Genomic DNA, 18,036 nt, shown 5'->3' on the forward strand with positions numbered 1-18,036 from the left:
CCCTATTTGTGTCAATGGCCTGCGGGCCACTTCTCGTCAAAGAGGAACGTACTCCACGACGTCTCGTGCGGGGCGTGCAGGGTCGTGCGGCGGGCGGACCACCAGCGCGTTAGCCTCGCCCAGAATGCTGAGAAGAGAACTGTCCTGACGGTCGAACACGCGCACCCCATCCGGCCCCAACCGCGCCCGCATATAATGCTCTCGCGGACCGTTCGCGCCCAGATCACTGGCCAGCGGAGCCTGTTTGCGCGGCGCGGCGGCGCGTGGAAGGCCAAGCATCGCGCGGATCACTGGAAGCAAGAAGATATGCCCGCAAATGATTGCCGAAACGGGATTTCCCGGCAGTCCGATCATCATGCTGCCGTCAAGACGGCCCGACATCAAAGGCTTTCCGGGGCGCATCGCAACCTTGTGGAAGGCGCGCTCAAGGCCAAGATCTGCGGCGACTTTCGCGACCAGATCGTGATCGCCAACCGAGGCACCGCCAATGGTGACCACCATATCGGCGTCGTCGATCAGGCCGAAAACCGTGCGCAGGGCGCTGTCGCTGTCACGGGCAATCGGCAACAGGCGCGGCTCGGCTCCGGCGGCGCGCAGCATCGCATGCAAGGCAAAGGTGTTCGAGGCGATGATCTGGTCAGGGCCGGGGTTTTCTCCCGGCATGACCAGCTCGTCGCCGGTCGAGATCAGCGCGACCTTCGGACGCCGCGCAACCGGCACCATCGCAATGTTCATCGAGGCCAGCAGCGCAATATCTTGCGGGGTCAGGCGGCGCGGCGCCTGTATGGTGTCTCCGATATGAAAGTCACAGCCCGCGGGGCGGATGTTGTCGCCAACTCCAAGCCTGTCGGTGACAAGGATTTCGTCGCCAGAACGATCTACATCTTCTTGAATGATAACGGTATTTGCGCCTGGCGGGACCGGCGCGCCGGTAAAGATCCGCACCGCTTCACCCGGCCCGACAGAACCGTCAAAGCCCAGCCCGGCGGCAGATTCCCCGATCACCTTCAAGCGCATTCCCGGGGCAGCGGCACATGCGGCGTAGCCATCCATTGCCGAGGCGGAAAAGGGCGGCTGCTCACGCCGGGCATAGACCGTCTGGGCCAGAACCCGTCCGTTCGCCTCAAGCAGTGGCACCTCTTCGCAGGGCATCTGTCCGGCAAGGGAGAAAAGCCGGTCGAGCGCGTCGGATACAGTGATCATGATGCCTCGTAGAGGCCTGATTTTCCGCCATCTTTGAGGATCACGCGCATGCCGCCGATCTGCATGCCGCGGTCAACAGCCTTGGCCATGTCATAGACGGTGAGCGCTGCGGTCGAGACCGCTGTCAGCGCCTCCATCTCGACACCGGTGCGTCCGGTGGTCTTGACCGTCGCCTCGATGCGAAGACCCGGAAGCGACGGATCGGGCCGCAGATCGACCGACACTTTGCTGACTGGAAGCGGGTGACACAGCGGGATCAGATCCGGGGTCTTCTTGGCCCCCATGATCCCGGCAAGCCGGGCGATGCCGATCACATCGCCTTTGGCGGCGCGGCCTTCGATAATGATCTCAAAGGTTTCGCGCTCCATCTTCACCCAGCCCTCGGCGGTGGCGACGCGCGCGGTTTCGGGCTTGTCAGAGACATCCACCATATGGGCATTGCCGCTGGCGTCGAAATGGGTCAGCCCGCTCATGCTGCCACCGGATCGCGCAGCAACTGCCGTGTTGCGGTTTCGACATCGGGCTGGCGCATCAGGCTTTCGCCGATGAGAAAGCTCCGCGCGCCATAGGCAGCCATGTCCGCAAGGTCCGCAGGGCTGTTCAGGCCGCTTTCCGAGACCAGAAGACGCTCGGGCGGCACGGTTTTCGACAGCAGGCGCGTTGTCTCAAGACTGGTCTCGAAGGTGTTGAGATTGCGATTATTTATGCCGATCAGCGGTGACTTCAGCAGCAGCGCCCGTTCGAGTTCTGCGGCGTTGTGCACTTCGATCAGCGCATCCATGCCCCAGAAATTTGCCGCGTCTTCAAGTTCGGCGGCCTGAGCATCCGAGACGCTTGCCATGATGATCAGGATGCAATCGGCCCCGAGGGCGCGGGCCTCGGCGACCTGATAGGTGTCATACATGAAATCCTTGCGCAGCGCCGGCAGCGACGTGGCAGCGCGGGCATCGACAAGGAACTGCTTGGCGCCCTGAAAAGACGGTGTGTCGGTCAGGACCGACAGGCAGGTCGCCCCGCCACGCTCGTAAGCGGCGGCCAATGTCGCGGGGTGAAAATCTTCGCGGATCAAGCCCTTGGAGGGCGAGGCTTTCTTGACTTCGGCAATCAGGCCGTAGCCCGTCTCGCTGGCCTTGCGCAGCGCCTTGGCGAAGGGGCGCACGGGCGATGCATCGCGCGCCTGTGCTTCGATCTCGGGCAGCGGGCGGGCGGCTTTGTCGGCGGCCACTTCCTCGAGTTTATAGGCCTTGATCTTGTCGAGGATCGTCTGGGTCACGGGCGGCCTCCCTGCGGCGTTGTCCAGTTGATGGGGATTTCGCCCCTTGCAATAAGCCAGTCATTGACGCGGGAAAAGGGGCGCGAGCCGAAAAATCCCCGGCGCGCCGATAGCGGCGAGGGATGCGCCGAGCGCAGGATCAGATGACCGTCGCCCTGAATGGCGGGCGCGAAGCCCTGTGCGTGGTTGCCCCACAGAATGAAGGCGCGCGGACGGTCGCCAAGCGTTTCAAGAACTTGGGTGGTCAGTTTTGACCAGCCAAGCTTGGCGTGCGCGCCAGCATTTCCCGCCGGAACGCTCAGCGCGCTGTTGAGCAGCAGAACGCCCTGATCGGCCCAGAACCGCAGATCGCCATTCGGCGGGCAGGTGCCGAATTCCGCCTGAAGCTCCTTGTAGATGTTGCCCAGAGAGCGCGGCAGCGGCCGCACATCTGGTTCGACCGAAAAGGCAAAGCCATGCGCATGGCCCGGCGTCGGGTAGGGATCCTGCCCAAGGATCACCACGCGCACCTTTTCGGGCGCAACCGCATCGAGCGCGGCAAAGCGCTGCGTGACCGGGGGCAGGATGTCATCGCCAGCGGTCAGCGCGGCGATGCGCGGCAGATCCTCGGTGAAAAAGGCCAGCGAGGCCCAAGCCTTGGGCGTCATGCGGCGGCTTGCGTGGCCTCGGCCAGCGCTGTCACCTTGCCAAGCGCGGCGCCGCTGTCGATGCTCTCGCGCGCCAGCTCCACCCCGGCGCGCAGGTCGGCGGCCTTGCCCGCGACCACGATCGCCGCCGCCGCGTTCAGCAGCACCGCATCGCGATAGGCGGTCTTTGCCCCGTTCAGCAGGGCTCGGAAGGCGACTGCGTTCTGGGCAGGGGTGCCGCCAATGATGTCCTCGAAGGGGTGCACGGGCAGTCCGGCGTCTTCGGGGTGAATTTCGGCCTCGCGCACCGTGCCGTCTTCTTCAAGCGCGGCCAGCCAGCTGATGCCGGAAATCGCCAGCTCATCAGTGCCATCAGAGCCATGCACCAGCCATGCCCGCTCGGACCCAAGCTGGCCCAGCGTTTCGGCCATCGGGCGGATCATCTCGCGCGAGAAGGCGCCGGTGAGCTGGCGCTTGACCGCGGCGGGGTTGGTCAGCGGCCCGAGGATGTTGAAGATCGTGCGGGTGCCCAGTTCGGTGCGCACCGGCATGACGTGCTTCATCGCGGGGTGATGCATCGGCGCCATCATGAAGCAGATGCCGACCTGTGACAGGATCGGTGCGATGGCCGACGCTGGCAGCATCACCTGCACGCCCATTTCCGACAGCGCATCGGCAGAGCCGGATTTCGACGACAGGTTGCGGTTGCCGTGCTTGGCCACCACCACACCGGCGCCCGCGACGACAAAGGCCGCGGCGGTCGAGATGTTCAGCGTGCCCTTGCCATCGCCGCCGGTGCCGACGATGTCGATGGCGCCTTCGGGCGCGCTGACCCGGTTGCATTTGGCCCGCATCACCCCGGCGGCGGCGGCGTATTCATCCACCGTCTCGCCGCGGGTGCGCAGCGCCATGAGAAAGCCACCCATCTGCGCCGGGGTCGCTTCGCCTTCGAACAGCACCCCAAAGGCGGCCTCAGCCTCCGCGCGCGTCAAGGGGCGGGTGGCGGCGGTGCCGATCAACGGCTTGAGGCGATCGCTCATGCGGGGACTTTCATCGTATCCAGGAAGTTCTTGATCAGCGCGTGGCCATGCTCCGAGGCGATGCTCTCGGGGTGGAATTGCACGCCGTGGATGGGCAGGTCGCGGTGACGCAGACCCATGATCGTGCCATCGTCAAGCCAGGCATTGGCGATCAGGCAGTCGGGCAGGGTGGCGCGATCGACCACCAGCGAATGATAGCGTGTCGCCTCGAACGGGTCGGGCAGCCCGTGGAACACGCCGGTGTCGTCGTGATGCATCGTGCCCATCTTGCCATGCACGATTTCGGAATGCTGCACGACCGTGCCGCCAAAGGCCTGCCCGATGGTCTGGTGGCCAAGACAGACGCCGAACAGCGGAATGCCGGTTTCCGCCGCCGCCTCGGTCAGTGCAAGGCAGATGCCCGCCTGATCGGGATCGCAGGGGCCGGGGCTGAGCAGGATGCCCGAAGGCTTCAGCGCCATCGCCTCCTGCACATTCAGCGCATCGTTCCGCCAGACCTGCGTTTCGACCCCAAGCTCGCCCACATAGTGAACAAGGTTCCAGGTGAAGCTGTCGTAGTTGTCGATGAGCAGAAGCATTGGGGCAATCTCGGGCTGGTAGGATTGGGTTGGTCCGGGGTATACATGCGCCCGGAGAAGGTGCAGCGTCAAGGGCATGCGCCGCAAGCGACCGTCCGGCGAACGGATGGCATTGATGGATGGGCAAGGACAGCCCGCGCCCGGGATCGGCAACGCGGGGACAGGCAGGTCAGGGGACGATTGGCGATGGCGAAGAGCTTTGTCGCAGGGGCGATGGTCGGGTTGGTGGTGTCGGGGGCCGGGGCTGCGGCGCTGTCTTTGCTGATCGGTCCGCCGCAAGCCGTGACGCCCCGACCGGATGTCGAGATCTCGGACCTGCCTTCGGTTGCGCCGCAGAGCACCGATGCCGACCAGCCTGATGTCGGCGAACCCGGGCTCGCTGTGCCTCAAACCGCGCAGACGCAGCCCGCAACTGTGGCCTCGCCAGAGCTGCCATCCGAGCCGGTCGTCGACACCCCCGAGCCAGAGACCAGCCTGCAGATGAGCGCCGAATCCAGCGCTCCGGCCGCGCCGGTCCAGCCAGACCCGGTGGCAAAGCCCATCGACGACGCCCTTGCGCTTGATATGTCGGCGCCCGCCGTCGATGACACCGGCCCCGAGATCCCGTCTGCGCCACGGCCCGAGCTGGCGGTTCCCGCGCCGGTGGCAACCCGTCCTGCGGCACCTGAGCAGATGGTGTCGGCGACAGACGAGGCGCAGGCCGAGCCGGGGGCAGAGCTTTCCACCGCAACGCCCGAGCCGCCCTTGCCGATGCCCGCGCCGGTGCCGGCCCCCGTCGATCTTCCGACCATTGGCACCGCCCCTGTCGAAACCACGGAAACTGCCCCGCAGGTCAGCTCTGACACGGGCGCGCCGTCGATCGGCGCCCCGGCGCAATCGCTTGTTGACCGCGATGGTCCCGTGCCGAAGCGGCGCTTGCCCAGCATTGGCAGCGCGCCGCTTGCCGATACGACAGACACCGAAACCGGTCCGTTGCCACCGCTTGTGCGCTATGCCGCCGCCGCTGACATTGCCGAGGGAGAGCCGTTGATGTCGGTGGTGCTCATCGATGACGGCGCTGGCCCGCTTGGCCCCGACATGGTCGGGGATCTGCCGTTCCCGGTCAGCTTTGCGGTCTCGTCCTCGCATCCGAATGCCGCCGCTGCGGCGCGCGCCTATCGCGCCGCTGGCTTCGAAGTGCTGGCAATGGCCGGTGTGCCGAAGGGCGCGCAAGCGAGCGATGTCGAGGTCAGCCTCGAAGGTGCGCTTGGGGCGGTGCCCGAGGCCATCGGCGTGCTCGAAGATCCGGCGAGCGGTCTTCAGGAGACGCGCTCCGTCTCCGAGCAGGCGGCGCAATTCCTGCGCGACACCGGACACGGGTTGCTGATGATGTCCAAGGGCATGGGCACCGGCGAGGCGCTGGCGCAGCGGGTGGGGGTGCCGACGGCGCAGGTGTTCCGCGATTTCGACGGCGCCGGACAGGACCCGCGCGTCATGCGCCGTTTCCTTGATCAGGCGGCGTTCCGCGCCCGTCAGGAAGGATCGGTCGTCATGCTTGGGCGGCTGCGCGCCGATACGCTGACGGCGCTGGTGATCTGGGGCCTTCAGGACCGCGCGAGCAGCGTCGCGCTGGTGCCGGTATCGGCCATCATGACGCAGGGCGCCGCGCCGGGCTGAGCCGAAAGATCAGGCCGAGCGATCATCGCGCCCGACCGGGGCCATGCCCCATCGCGCCAGCAGTCCCAGCCCCAAAAGCAGCGGAATCACGGTTCCCGCGCCCCAGGACAGAACGGCCCAGACCGTCAGCCCGCCAAGGGCGAGAACGGTTATGATCAGGAAAACCAGGTGGGTCACCGGCATGTTCGCCTCCTATCTACTGTTAAAGATAGGTCTCGCACCCTTGGGAATAAAGCAGATTTCTTCAGGATCGGTGAATTCTTTGCAAACGCGCCGCCTGTCATGTTCCACCTTGCGAATGTTCGCATAATGTTCCTATTCTTGCGGCATGAGTGCAGAAAGATCCATCACCGCAGAGCGTCGCGCCGGGCGCGGCGCCTCCAGCCGCGATTGCGGGCGGTTCGAACGTCACCGCTATGAAGATGCGCATGATGGCTGGGATCTGCCCGAAGAGCTGCCGCCGCTGCGCACGGAGGTCGTGCAAGAACGGCCGCGCAGCCTGATCAACTATGTGCGCTCTCCGGATGTGCCGTTTGATCGCACGATCAATCCCTATCGCGGCTGCGAGCATGGCTGCATCTATTGCTTTGCCCGCCCGAGCCACGCCTATCTTGGCCTGTCGCCGGGCCTCGATTTCGAGACGAAACTGGTGGCGCGGCCGGACGCGCCCGAGGTGCTGGCGCGCGAATTGCGGGCGCGGCGCTATCGCCCGCAGACCATCGCCATCGGCACCAACACCGATCCGTATCAGCCCATCGAGCGTGATCGCGGCATCATGCGCGCCTGTCTCGAGGTGCTGCGCGATTTCAATCACCCGGTCGCCATCGTCACCAAGGGCACGCTGATCGAGCGCGACATCGACATTCTTGCGGATATGGCGCGGCGAGGGCTGGCGCGGGTCGGGATCTCGGTTACCACGCTGGACGCGACTCTGGCACGGCGGATGGAGCCGCGGGTGCCGTCTCCGACGCGCAGACTGGCGACGATCCAGCGGCTGAGCGCCGCCGGGATCGAGGTGCGGGTGATGGCTTCGCCGGTGGTTCCGGCCCTGACCGATCCGGAGCTGGAACGCATTCTCGAGGCCGGGGCCAAGGCCGGTGCGGTGGCGGCGAGCTGGATCATGCTGCGCCTGCCGCGCGAGGTCTCGCCGCTGTGGCGGGCATGGCTGGCCGAACATTACCCGGATCGCGCCGCGCGTGTCATGGCGCGCTTGCGCGAGATGCACGGAGGTCAGGATTACAGCGCCGACTGGGGCCGCCGGATGCGCGGCGAAGGTCCTTACGCCGAGCTGATCGCCCGCCGTTTCGCGCTGGCAAGCCGCAAGCTGGGGCTGGACCGCAAACTGCCGCCACTGCGCACCGACCTGTTCGCGCCCCCCGCACGGGCGGGCGACCAGTTGAGCCTGTTCTAGGCGCTCAGCCGGGCAAGAATGCCCTCCAGCGCCGGGTCTTCGTAATCGGCGATGGTGATCTTGGCGCCGGCTTCGCGCAGGCGATCCTCGGGCAGGCCAGACCGGATGCCGACCGCATAGCCGCCAGAGCGCGCGGCGGCGCGCATGCCGCTCGGGCTGTCCTCGAAGAGGATACAATCCTGCGGGCGCACGCCCAGCTCGCGCATGGCCAGCAGATAAGGTTCGGGGTCGGGCTTGGCGCGGGCGCATTCATCCCCGATGATCAGCAGCTCGAACCGCTTGCGCAGGCCGATGGCCTCCAGCATGTATTCGCCGTTTTCGCGCGGCGCGTTGGTCACCACCGCCAGCCGCCAGCCCTCGCGGTCCGCCCGGTCAAGCAGCGCCTCGGCCCCCGGCATCGGCGCTGTCCCATGGCCGAGGCTGTCGCGAAACCGCGCCTCTTTCTCGTCAGAAAGCGCCTGCGGGTCTTCGCCCGGAAACAGCTTGGGAAAGCTGTCGAGGTTGTGGTTGCCGTGAATCTGCGTCTCGTAGATCTGCTGGGTCAGGGTCTTGCCGCGCTCGGCAAACATCTCGGCGAAGACCTGGTAATGAAGCGGGTCCGACAGCAAAAGCGTGCCGTCGAGATCAAACAGAAGTGCCTTGCTGCCAGCAATCGCCATGGTTGGTCCTTGTGCGTCTTGAGGGCGCATCGCGCGGCCCTTTCGTGGCACTGATAGCGGTAAAACCGCTTGGATGCACTCGTTTCCCGCGCGGCTGCCCGACCGCTTTTGGGGAAGTGTTTACCGTTGCTTAGGGATGTGCTGCGAGTGTGCCTTGGGCGTCGGGCGAATGGCAGACAGCAAGGGGCAGGGCAGCCGATGGTCATCGCGATAGACGCGCACAGGATCGCCTACATGGCGCTGCCCAAGGCGGGGTGTTCCACCGTCAAGGCGGCGCTGGCGCAGATTGATCCAGCCGTCGCGCTGCCGCCCGAGCCTGCCGACGTGATGCAATGGCATCAGATCTATCCCACCCGGCGCTTTCGCCCGCATCGCTGGGAAGCCTATGATCATGGCTGGTGGCGCTTTTGCGTGGTGCGCGACCCGTTGCGGCGGCTGTTGTCGGCTTATGTCAACCGCGTGGTCGAACTGGGTGAATTACGCAATTCCCGCAAGCTCTTGCGTGGCCGGGTCGATCTGCCGATGGACCCGGACCCGGATTTCTTCTTTTGCAATATCGCGGCCTACATGGATGCTGCGTCGGCGATCCGGCATCACATGCTGCCGGCGTGGCTGTTTCTTGGGCCGGATCTGGCGCGCTATGATCAGATCTACCGAACCAGCGAGTTGGCGCAGTTCGGGCGGGATCTGTCGGCGCGCACCGGGCTGCGTGTCGATATGCGACATGAGAACAGCTCGAGCCTGCGGCTTGGCCTTGACGATCTGCGCCCCGACACGCAGGCGGCCCTGCGCGAGAGGCTTGCGCCTGAATACCTGTATTTTTCGGGTATGTTCGATAATCCCTTTGTGACCGGGCGGGAACGCGCTTGCGTGGCGGCGTTGCGCCGCGTATCCTGACACCAAGTTGATATTCGGAAAGGCGCATGGAAATGGCGCCAACGCGTCCAGACGGCACGGGCGCAGCATTCCCGAAACCGGTCGAGAGCCCCGAGCCGCACTCGCCCGATCCAAATGCGTTGTATGCAGCGCTGGATCTGGGCACGAACAGTTGTCGCATGCTGATTGCCCATCCCAAGGGCAGCCAGTTTCATGTGGTTGATTCTTTCTCGAAATCCGTCCAGCTCGGTCACGGGCTGGAACGGACCGGGAGACTTTCGCGCGCCTCGATGACGCGCACCATCGGCGCGCTGCGCGTCTGTCAGCAGAAGATCCGCCGCCATGAGGTGTTGCGGATGCGCCTCGTTGCGACCGAGGCCTGCCGACGCGCCAAGAACGCCCGGGATTTCATCCGTCAGGTCCGACGCGAGACCGGGCTGACGCTCGAGATCATCCAGCCTGAGGAAGAAGCGCGGCTGGCGGTGATTTCCTGCGCACCGCTGGTCTCGACCCGTACCGAGCAATTGCTGGTCGTAGACATCGGGGGCGGCTCGACCGAGCTGGTCTGGATCGACCTCAGCTCTGTGCCCGCGCGCGAGCGGCCACGGGCGATCATGCGACTGCACGCCGGGTTCCACCCGCCTGAAAGCCCATTCCCGGCCGCCAAGGTGGTCGACTGGATTTCGGTTCCTCTGGGTGTTGCGACGCTGCGGGATCAGTTTTCCGATGTCGAGGACGACGCCGCCCGCTATGCGTTGATGAGCTGGTTCTTCGAGGAAAACCTTTCGGAATTCGCGCCTTACAAGGATGCGCAATCGCGCGAGGGCTTTCAGATCGTCGGAACTTCGGGAACGGTGACCACCGTGGCCGCGTCGCATCTGGGGCTGCGGCGCTATGATCGCACCAAGGTTGACGGGCTGCGCATGTCGTCTGATCAGATCGAGGCGGTGATCCGCAGGTATCTTGAAATGGGACCGGTGGGGCGGCGCAAGGATCCTCGCATCGGGCAGGACCGTCAGGCGCTGATCATGTCCGGCGCGGCGATCCTTCAGGCCTTGCTGCGGCTGTGGCCGACCGACCGGCTGTCGGTTGCGGATCGCGGGCTGCGCGAAGGTTTGCTTTACGCGCAAATGTCGGCGGATGGCGTTCTGGAGGACGGCCCGCTCTGATGCGGCGGGCCTGCCCCGGGAGGTCTTGATCAAAACCTCCCGGGGCAGGTGGTGCATAGATCTTTGCTTTGAAAGATCTATGCGATGCGCAGTGGCTCAGCCGTGCAGCGCCTTGTTCAGGTTTTCGTCGATCTTCTCAAGGAAGCCCATCGTGGTCAGCCATTTCTGATCGGGGCCGACAAGCAGCGCAAGATCCTTGGTCATCCAGCCATCTTCGACGGTTTCGACGATCACCTTTTCCAGCGTGCTGGCAAAGGCCATCAGCGCGGTGTTGTTGTCGAGCTTGGCACGGTGCTTGAGCCCGCCCGTCCAGGCGTAGATCGACGCGATGGAATTGGTCGAGGTCGATTTGCCCTCCTGATGCTGGCGATAGTGGCGGGTGACGGTGCCATGCGCCGCCTCGGCCTCGACAATCATGCCATCGGGGGTCATCAGCTGCGAGGTCATCAGCCCGAGCGAGCCAAAGCCCTGCGCCACGGTGTCGGATTGAACGTCGCCGTCGTAATTCTTGCAAGCCCAGACAAAACCGCCGTTCCACTTCATGCAGCAGGCGACCATATCATCGATCAGGCGGTGTTCGTACCAGATCTTCTTGGCCTTGAATTTCTCTTCGAACTCCTCTTCGAAGACCTGCTGGAAGAGATCCTTGAAACGCCCGTCATAGGCCTTGAGGATGGTGTTCTTGGTCGACAGATACACCGGCCAGCCCAGCGACAGGCCGTAGTTCAGCGAGGCACGCGCAAAATCGATGATCGAGGCATCAAGGTTGTACATCGCCTGATAGACGCCGGCGGACGGGGCATCGTAGACGTCTTTTTCGATCACCGTGCCATCTTCGCCGACGAATTTCATCGTCAGCTTGCCAGCGCCCGGGAAAGCGAAATCCGTCGCCTTGTACTGGTCGCCAAAGGCATGGCGCCCGATCACGATGGGGCGGGTCCAGCCGGGGACGAGGCGGGGCACGTTGCGGCAGATGATCGGTTGGCGGAAGACCACGCCGCCGATGATGTTGCGGATGGTCCCGTTGGGGGATTTCCACATTTTCTTGAGGCCAAATTCCTCGACCCGCGCTTCGTCCGGCGTGATCGTAGCGCATTTCACCGCGCAGCCGACCTCGAGCGTCTTTTCCGCGGCGTCGATGGTGATCTGGTCATTCGTCGCATCGCGGCTTTCGATACCGAGATCGTAATAAAGCAAGTCGATGTCGAGATAGGGCAGGATCAGTTTTTTCTTGATGAAATCCCAGATGATACGGGTCATCTCGTCGCCGTCCATCTCGACGATCGGATTGTCGACCTTGATCTTCGACATGCGGAATCCTTTCCTTTTGCATGCGGGGCATGTTGCGCGCTGTAGAGCAAAATCAAGTGAAGAAAAAGCTCTGTATGCATTTGCATACCGAATTATCACGCGGCGGTGATCTTCATGGTCACGATGTAACCATTTGGAAAGGAAACCGGGGCTAGATGAAGGCGATGAATGCTGCTTTTTATTGCCGAGCTTCGACCCGAAGCAGCCAGAGCATGCCGGAAAGGGCCAGACATTCGAGAATGAGGATCGCGGCGGCGAGGGGCAGGGGCGTGCCGTTGAACAATAGCCCGACCGGCGCCGCGATGATCACCGCGATAACCGTTGCAATCGCGCCGATCAGCGAGGCGGCAAGCCCGGCGATATGGCCGACCGGCTCCATCGCGATGGCGTTGATGTTACCGACGGTCAGCCCCAGCTGAAAGAACACCGACCATTGCCAGAACAGGAAGATCCCGAAGCCCCAGTACCGCGGCAAGCCCACCAGAAAGGCGGTCAGCGCCAACGCAGACATGATGACGCCAGCGCACAGCATGGAGCGGATCACCGAGCGCATCCCAAAGCGCATCACAATCGACGCGTTCAGCAGGCTGCCCGACGCGGCACACAGGGCGACCACTGCAAACCAGATCGGAAAGCTCTCGCCCATGCCGAAGCTGACGTCGTAGACTTGCTGCACCGACGAGATCATCGCGAACATCATCCCGAAGATCAGCGCCTGGATCAGGATGGCGATGCGCACTACCGGATTGCCGAGCAGTTCCTTCACCGCCGCCCTCAGAGAGGCAATGCTGAACGGTCGGCGTTTTTCGCGCGGCAGCGTCTCGGGAAGGCGCAGGATCAGCCAGAGTGACGAGACCGTTGCCAGCAGCACAAAGGCCCAGAAGATCGCCCGCCAGCCGCTCAGGTCGATGATCAGCGCCCCGATCGACGGCGCAACCGCCGGAAACAGGGTGAAGACCATCATGACAAAGGACATGATCCGCGCCATGGACCGGCCTGAATGCAGGTCACGCACAATGGCAAGCGCTACAACCCGCGGCGCGGCACCGCCCAGCCCTTGAAGCATGCGCGCGAACAGCAGGCCTTCAAGTGAATCTTCTGATGCCGCCAGCAGCGACATCGCGATATACAGCGCCGCGCCGCCCACGATCACCGGCTTGCGCCCAAAACTGTCCGACAGCGGCCCGGTGAACAACGTGCCGATGCCCATGCCCAGAACGAAGCTGGTCACCACCAGCTGCGCCCGGTTGAGATCATCCGGTGTCAGTTCGGCTCCGATGTCCGGCAGCGCGGGCAGCATGGCGTCGATGGAAAAGGCGATGGTGGCGAACAGTGTCGCCAGCAGAGCGATGAACTCCACGCGTCCGGGGGCAGATATGGTGCGCAAGGGGGGCCTCGGGGTTCGGGTGCTTTCGGGAGGATCCCCGCCGCCGGGCAGACCGCCCTGACGGGCGACGGGAAAAGACTGCTCCGGGCTAACGGAAAAATATGTATACGAACAAGTCGCAACCGCCCCGCAGGCCTCACATCCCCGTGATCGGCGATAGCAGGAGGGGTGGCTCAGGCCTCTTGCGCGGCGATTTCGGAAAGCACCTTCATCCACAGTTCGGTCGGCTGGGCACCGGGCACCGCGTGCTTGCCCGCAACGACGAAGGTCGGCACCGAGGTCACCCCCATGCCGCGCGCAGCCGCGTCCATCTCGAAGATCTCGCGCTTGTCGGCATCGCTGTTCAGCAGACGCATCACCACGCTGGCATCCAGCCCGCAGGCATCGGCGATATCGCCCAGAACCTCGCGGTCGCCGATGTCGCGCCCTTCGGTGAAATAGGCGGCGAACAGGGAAGAGATCACCGCGGTCTGCACGCCTTCGATCCCGGCCCAAAGGATCAGGCGATGCGCATCCACCGTCGACGGCGTGCGCTTGATCGCATCGAGGTGCATCGTCAGGCCGCTGGCCTCGGCTTCTTGGGCGACGGGCGCGTAGGCGTTGATCGCGCCCTGCCGTCCGCCGAATTTCGTTTCGAGATAGGTGCGCCGATCCATGCCGCCCGCCGGCATGTCGGGGTTCAGCATGAACGGGCGCCAGCGCAGGGTGAACGGGTGCCCGGGCGTGGCCAGCAGCGCGGCATCAAGCCGGGCCTTGCCGATGTAGCACCAAGGGCAGATGGGATCCGAGAATATATCGAGCGTAACCATGGCAAACGTCCTTTTTACAAGCGTTCTAGCAGGGCTGCTCGCCGGATGCGACAGCGGATGTCAGCGATCGGCCTCGGCGAGGCTATGCAGCGCGGCTGCATCGAGAATACGCACGGTTCCGCGGTCCAGTCCGACGATGCCACGTCGGGCCAGCGCGTCAAGCCGACGCGAGACGACCTCGCGCGCAGAGCCGATCATGCTGGCGATTTCGGCGTGGGTGGCGTGCAGGCTGCCGTCTTCGGCGTGGTTCAGCAGGGTTTCGGCAAGCCGACATTCGATGCGCTGGAAGGCCACACGCTCGAGCAGGTGCATCATCCCCTGCATGCGCTGCCCAAAGGCGGTGAAGACAAAGCTGCGAAAGCCCGCGTCTTCATCCATCAGACGCAGGAACAGCCCGCGCGGGATCAGGACGAGGCGGGCATCATCGCGGGTGATCGCCTCGCCGCTGTAGCGTTCGTCGCCGAGCAGGCCCAGCGTGGTCTGTACGCAGCTTTGCCCCGGCTCGACCGCGTAAAGCAGGATCTCGCGCCCGGTGGGGCCGGTCAGGAAAACGTCAATCTGCCCCGACAGCACGATGACAAACCCCTGCACCGCATCACCGGGGCGAAACAGCACGGTGCCGCGCGGCGCATCGAACGGCGTCAGCGCGTTCAGCGCGCTGCGGGTGGCGGCGGTAAAGGCGGCGGTCTGTGTCCAGCTCATGCGGGCCTTTCGAAGCTTGGCCGCAAAACGCCCGATTGCGGTCTGCCCACATCATCTGCCACGACGCTGCCGCCCATTGCCATCCATATGACGCGACATGCGCCATTTTCTCGCAGCTCTCTCGGGCACTATGCGCGGCCTGCAATGCGGCACAAAGCGCCCTGATCAGCGTCCGCGCGTTTCGAACCGTGGCAGCATGGCCGAGAAATCCTTGCCGCGGCCGGATTCATCTTCGACGAAGGTCCGGTACAGCTCGAGTGCGCGCGCGCCCATCGGGGTGTCGGCATCGGCGGCCTCGGCAGCCTGCTGCGCGAGGCCGAGATCCTTCAGCATCAGCTCGGCGGCAAACCCCGGCTTGTAGCCGTTGTCGGCGGGCGAGGTCGGGCCGACGCCGGGCGCGGGGCAATAGGCGTTCATCGACCAAGAATAGCCCGAGGACGTCGACACCACATCGAACATCGCGGCGCGCGACAGGCCTAGCTTGTCGGCCAACGCGAAGGCTTCGCAGGTGGCGATCATCGTCACGCCAAGGATCATGTTGTTGCAGATCTTGGCCGCCTGACCATTGCCCGAGGGGCCGCAATGCACGGCCTTCTGGCCCATGATCTCGAACAGCGGTCTGGCAGTGGCAAAGGCCGCGTCACCGCCCCCGACCATGAAGGTCAGCGTGCCCGCAGCCGCGCCGCCAATCCCGCCCGAAACCGGCGCATCCAGCGCGCCAAGCCCCGCCGCCTGCGCTTGTTCGGCGACCTCGCGGGCGCTTTGCACATCGACGGTCGAGCAATCGAGCAGCACCGCGCCGCTGCCCATCGCGGGAATGACCTCGGCGGCGACGGCGCGCAGGATGGCGCTATTGGGCAGCATGGTGATCACCACCTCGGCGCCGCGCACGGCTTCTGCCGCCGATGGCGCGCTGTGCACGCCCGGCGCGCTGGCGCCGGCAACGTCAAATCCGGTAATGTCATGCCCGGCTGCGGCAAGGTTGGCGGCCATGGGCGCGCCCATGTTGCCAAGGCCGATAAAGGCGATTTTCATGGGTTTCTCCTCCACTTGGATGTCACAGCGCCAGCTCGGCCGCGCCCAGCGGAGCGAGCATCGCTGCGATCTTGTCCGGCGTCACGTCCGCTGGCTGGAACCGCCAGTGCGGATCGCGATCCTTGTCAATGATCTGCGCGCGCACGCCTTCGAGGAAATCGCCCTCTTCGACGGCGCGGTGCGAGACGCGGTATTCCTGAACCAGCGCGGCGCGAATGTCGCTGGGTTTGGCGCGCAGGCGGCGCAGCATCTCGATGGTCAGCGCCATAGACAGCGGCGCGTTGCGGCGCAGCGCCTTGAGCGCGGAGGCGGCAAGATCGCTGCTTGGCGACTCGAGCGCGTCGAGGATCTCGGCCACGCTCTCGCCTCCGAACAGCGCGGTGATCTCGGCCTGCGATGCGGCCAGCGGGCTTTCCGGGGCCGAAGCTGCCGCCGCGCCAAGTGCTGCGGTCTCGCCGCTGTCGCACAGCGCGGCCTTGAGCGCGGGCCAGTCGGATTCGGGGATGAACAGATCGGCGAAGCCTGCGTAGAGCGCATCGCCCGGCCCCATGCGCGCGGCGGTCAGGCCAAGATAGTCGCCAACCCGCCCCGGCGCGCGCGACAGCAGCAGCGAGCCGCCAACGTCGGGTACAAAGCCGATGCCGCATTCGGGCATGGCGATCTGGGCGCTTTGCCCGACCACCCGGTGCGAGACATGCCCCGCCAGCCCGACGCCGCCGCCCATGACAAAGCCATGCAGGAAGGCGACGATCGGCTTGGGGTATTCTGCCAGAAGGGCGTTCATGCGGTATTCATCGGCCCAGAACCTGCGACCCAGATCGAAGTCGCCCGCCTTGCCAGCGCGCCAGACATCGGCGATGTCGCCGCCAGCGCAAAAGGCGCGCTCGCCCTCGGCATCAAGGATAATCAGCGCCACGGCGTCGTCCTGCGCCCAGGCGATCAGCGCGGCTTCGATTTCAAGGCACATCTGATGGGTCAGCGCATTCAGCGCCTTGGGCCGCGTCAGGGTGATGCGGCCAGCGCAACCTTCGATGCGGGCGTGGATGTCGGGCATGGTGGTTCCCTTGTGAGGTTCAGGCAGAGACGAGGCCGCGCGCCACGATCAGTCGCATGATTTCGTTGGTTCCCTCGAGGATCTGGTGCACGCGCAGATCCCGGACAATCTTTTCAATGCCATAATCCGCAAGATAGCCATAACCGCCATGCAGTTGTAGGCATTGGTCGGCCACCTTCGATCCGGCCTCGGTGACGAATTTCTTGGCCATGGCGCAGTATTTCGGCGCATCCGGCGCGCCCTGATCGAGCTTCCACGCCGCCTGACGCAGGAACACGCGGGCCGCCTGCAATTCGATCTCCATATCGGCAAGGCGGAATTGCAGCGCCTGAAACTGGTCGATGCTTTGCCCGAAGGCGCGGCGTTCCGACATGTATTGCAGTGTCGCATCCAGCGCCGCCTGCGCCGCGCCCAGCGAGCAGGCCGAGATGTTCAGCCGCCCGCCGTCCAGCCCCGCCATGGCATAGCGAAAGCCCTTGCCTTCCTCGCCCAGCAGGTTGGCTGCGGGAATTTCAGCGCCGTCCATCTGCACCTGCCGGGTGGGCTGGGCCTTCCAACCCATCTTTTGTTCCAGCCCGCCAAAGGACAGCCCCGGCGTGCCGTCATCGATCAGAACCGCCGAAATGCCGCGCGGCCCGTCCGCGCCGGTGCGCGCCATCACGACATACGCATCGGAGTAACCGCCGCCCGAGATGAACGCCTTGGTGCCGGTCAGGCTGTAGCCATTTGCGGTGGTCTGCGCCTTGGTGCGCAGCGCGGCGGCATCCGAGCCAGAGCCGGGCTCGGTCAGGCAATAGGACAGTACGGTTTCCATGCTCAGTGCGCCGGGCAGGTAGCGCGCCTTGAGATCCTCCGAGCCATAGCTGTCGATCATCCGGGCGCACATGTTGTGGATCGACAGAAAGGCGGCGACAGCGGGGCAGGCCATCGACAGCGCCTCGAACACCAGCGTCGCGTCCAGCCGCCCAAGGCCCGAGCCGCCGGAGTCTTCGCTGACATAGATGCCGCCAAGCCCAAGCTCGGCCAGTTTTGGCCACAGCGCGCGGGGAATGGTGCCGTCGGATTCCCACGTGCGCGCATGGGGGGCGATGTGCTCCTGCCCAAAGGCATGGGCCATGTCAAAGATCGCCGATTGCTCTTCGCTCAGCGCAAAATCCATGGGACTCCTCCCTTTCTCATGGAAATTGAACGGTTGTTCAGATCATGTCGGCAGTTGCGGCGGAATGCAAGCAGCGATGCGGCGGCGG

General features: G+C 64.8%; 19 protein-coding genes. 4 read left to right on the forward strand and 15 right to left on the reverse strand.

The window, feature by feature from the left end:
* Positions 1–36: 36 nt before the first annotated feature.
* From glp to KO516_RS15370, 6 genes are read right to left on the reverse strand one after another with little or no spacing between them, the layout of a single operon-like run.
* Complete coding sequence (gene glp, locus KO516_RS15345; RefSeq protein WP_216004658.1) at positions 37–1,203, reverse strand: gephyrin-like molybdotransferase Glp; 1,167 nt, start codon at positions 1,201–1,203, stop codon at positions 37–39.
* Complete coding sequence (gene moaC, locus KO516_RS15350; RefSeq protein WP_216004659.1) at positions 1,200–1,676, reverse strand: cyclic pyranopterin monophosphate synthase MoaC; 477 nt, start codon at positions 1,674–1,676, stop codon at positions 1,200–1,202. The genes glp and moaC overlap by 4 nt, the downstream gene beginning before the upstream one ends.
* Positions 1,673–2,476 carry an indole-3-glycerol phosphate synthase TrpC gene (gene trpC, locus KO516_RS15355; RefSeq protein ID WP_216004660.1) on the reverse strand — a complete coding sequence of 268 codons (804 nt, stop codon included), beginning with the start codon at positions 2,474–2,476 and terminating at the stop codon, positions 1,673–1,675. Before trpC ends, moaC begins: the two co-directional genes overlap by 4 nt.
* Positions 2,473–3,123 (reverse strand): uracil-DNA glycosylase, encoded by a 651-nt coding sequence (locus KO516_RS15360; protein WP_216004661.1) that lies wholly within the window; start codon positions 3,121–3,123, stop codon positions 2,473–2,475. The genes trpC and KO516_RS15360 overlap by 4 nt, the downstream gene beginning before the upstream one ends.
* The gene (gene trpD, locus KO516_RS15365) at positions 3,120–4,142 is read right to left on the reverse strand and encodes an anthranilate phosphoribosyltransferase (protein WP_216004662.1); all 1,023 of its coding nucleotides are present in this window, start codon (positions 4,140–4,142) and stop codon (positions 3,120–3,122) included. The genes KO516_RS15360 and trpD overlap by 4 nt, the downstream gene beginning before the upstream one ends.
* On the reverse strand, positions 4,139–4,720 hold the full coding sequence (locus KO516_RS15370; protein WP_216004663.1) for an aminodeoxychorismate/anthranilate synthase component II: 582 nt from the start codon (positions 4,718–4,720) through the stop codon (positions 4,139–4,141). The genes trpD and KO516_RS15370 overlap by 4 nt, the downstream gene beginning before the upstream one ends.
* Positions 4,721–4,906: 186 nt before the next feature.
* Between KO516_RS15370 and KO516_RS15375 the strand changes: the two genes are divergently transcribed.
* Positions 4,907–6,376, forward strand: coding sequence for a divergent polysaccharide deacetylase family protein (locus KO516_RS15375; protein WP_216004664.1), 1,470 nt, complete (start codon positions 4,907–4,909; stop codon positions 6,374–6,376).
* A 9-nt stretch (positions 6,377–6,385) separates the two neighbouring features.
* On the opposite strand, the gene KO516_RS15380 is transcribed toward KO516_RS15375, so the two are convergent.
* A complete protein-coding gene (locus tag KO516_RS15380) occupies positions 6,386–6,559 on the reverse strand; it encodes a hypothetical protein (RefSeq protein ID WP_216004665.1) in 174 nt (57 codons plus the stop codon).
* A 145-nt stretch (positions 6,560–6,704) separates the two neighbouring features.
* On the opposite strand from KO516_RS15380, the gene KO516_RS15385 reads away from it, so the two are divergent.
* On the forward strand, positions 6,705–7,787 hold the full coding sequence (locus tag KO516_RS15385) for a PA0069 family radical SAM protein (protein WP_216004666.1): 1,083 nt from the start codon (positions 6,705–6,707) through the stop codon (positions 7,785–7,787).
* Here the strand turns inward: KO516_RS15385 and KO516_RS15390 are convergent.
* Positions 7,784–8,446, reverse strand: a complete 663-nt coding sequence (locus KO516_RS15390; RefSeq protein WP_216004667.1) for an HAD family phosphatase — start codon at positions 8,444–8,446, stop codon at positions 7,784–7,786. The genes KO516_RS15385 and KO516_RS15390 overlap by 4 nt on opposite strands.
* A 198-nt stretch (positions 8,447–8,644) precedes the next feature.
* Here KO516_RS15390 and KO516_RS15395 point away from each other — a divergent pair, with 198 nt between their 5' ends.
* Both KO516_RS15395 and KO516_RS15400 read left to right on the forward strand, forming a co-directional pair.
* The gene (locus KO516_RS15395) at positions 8,645–9,343 is read left to right on the forward strand and encodes a sulfotransferase family 2 domain-containing protein (RefSeq protein ID WP_216004668.1); all 699 of its coding nucleotides are present in this window, start codon (positions 8,645–8,647) and stop codon (positions 9,341–9,343) included.
* 32 nt (positions 9,344–9,375) lie between these two features.
* A complete protein-coding gene (locus KO516_RS15400) occupies positions 9,376–10,491 on the forward strand; it encodes a Ppx/GppA phosphatase family protein (protein ID WP_216004935.1) in 1,116 nt (371 codons plus the stop codon).
* Between the two features lie 96 nt (positions 10,492–10,587).
* Here the strand turns inward: KO516_RS15400 and KO516_RS15405 are convergent, their stop codons facing one another.
* From KO516_RS15405 to KO516_RS15435, 7 genes are all read right to left on the reverse strand, one after another.
* Positions 10,588–11,802, reverse strand: coding sequence for an NADP-dependent isocitrate dehydrogenase (locus tag KO516_RS15405; protein WP_216004669.1), 1,215 nt, complete (start codon positions 11,800–11,802; stop codon positions 10,588–10,590).
* A 178-nt stretch (positions 11,803–11,980) separates the two neighbouring features.
* Positions 11,981–13,162, reverse strand: a complete 1,182-nt coding sequence (locus KO516_RS15410) for a multidrug effflux MFS transporter (protein WP_216004670.1) — start codon at positions 13,160–13,162, stop codon at positions 11,981–11,983.
* Between the two features lie 200 nt (positions 13,163–13,362).
* Complete coding sequence (locus KO516_RS15415) at positions 13,363–13,998, reverse strand: DsbA family protein (protein WP_216004671.1); 636 nt, start codon at positions 13,996–13,998, stop codon at positions 13,363–13,365.
* A 60-nt stretch (positions 13,999–14,058) separates the two neighbouring features.
* Positions 14,059–14,700 (reverse strand): Crp/Fnr family transcriptional regulator, encoded by a 642-nt coding sequence (locus KO516_RS15420; RefSeq protein ID WP_216004672.1) that lies wholly within the window; start codon positions 14,698–14,700, stop codon positions 14,059–14,061.
* A gap of 165 nt (positions 14,701–14,865) precedes the next feature.
* Positions 14,866–15,735, reverse strand: a complete 870-nt coding sequence (gene mmsB / locus KO516_RS15425) for a 3-hydroxyisobutyrate dehydrogenase (protein ID WP_216004673.1) — start codon at positions 15,733–15,735, stop codon at positions 14,866–14,868.
* Between the two features lie 22 nt (positions 15,736–15,757).
* The gene (locus KO516_RS15430) at positions 15,758–16,789 is read right to left on the reverse strand and encodes an enoyl-CoA hydratase/isomerase family protein (protein WP_216004674.1); all 1,032 of its coding nucleotides are present in this window, start codon (positions 16,787–16,789) and stop codon (positions 15,758–15,760) included.
* A 19-nt stretch (positions 16,790–16,808) separates the two neighbouring features.
* A complete protein-coding gene (locus KO516_RS15435; RefSeq protein ID WP_216004675.1) occupies positions 16,809–17,948 on the reverse strand; it encodes an acyl-CoA dehydrogenase family protein in 1,140 nt (379 codons plus the stop codon).
* Positions 17,949–18,036 lie beyond the last annotated feature (88 nt).

It is taken from the genome of Citreicella sp. C3M06, assembly GCF_018860705.1.
GTDB lineage: Bacteria > Pseudomonadota > Alphaproteobacteria > Rhodobacterales > Rhodobacteraceae > Salipiger.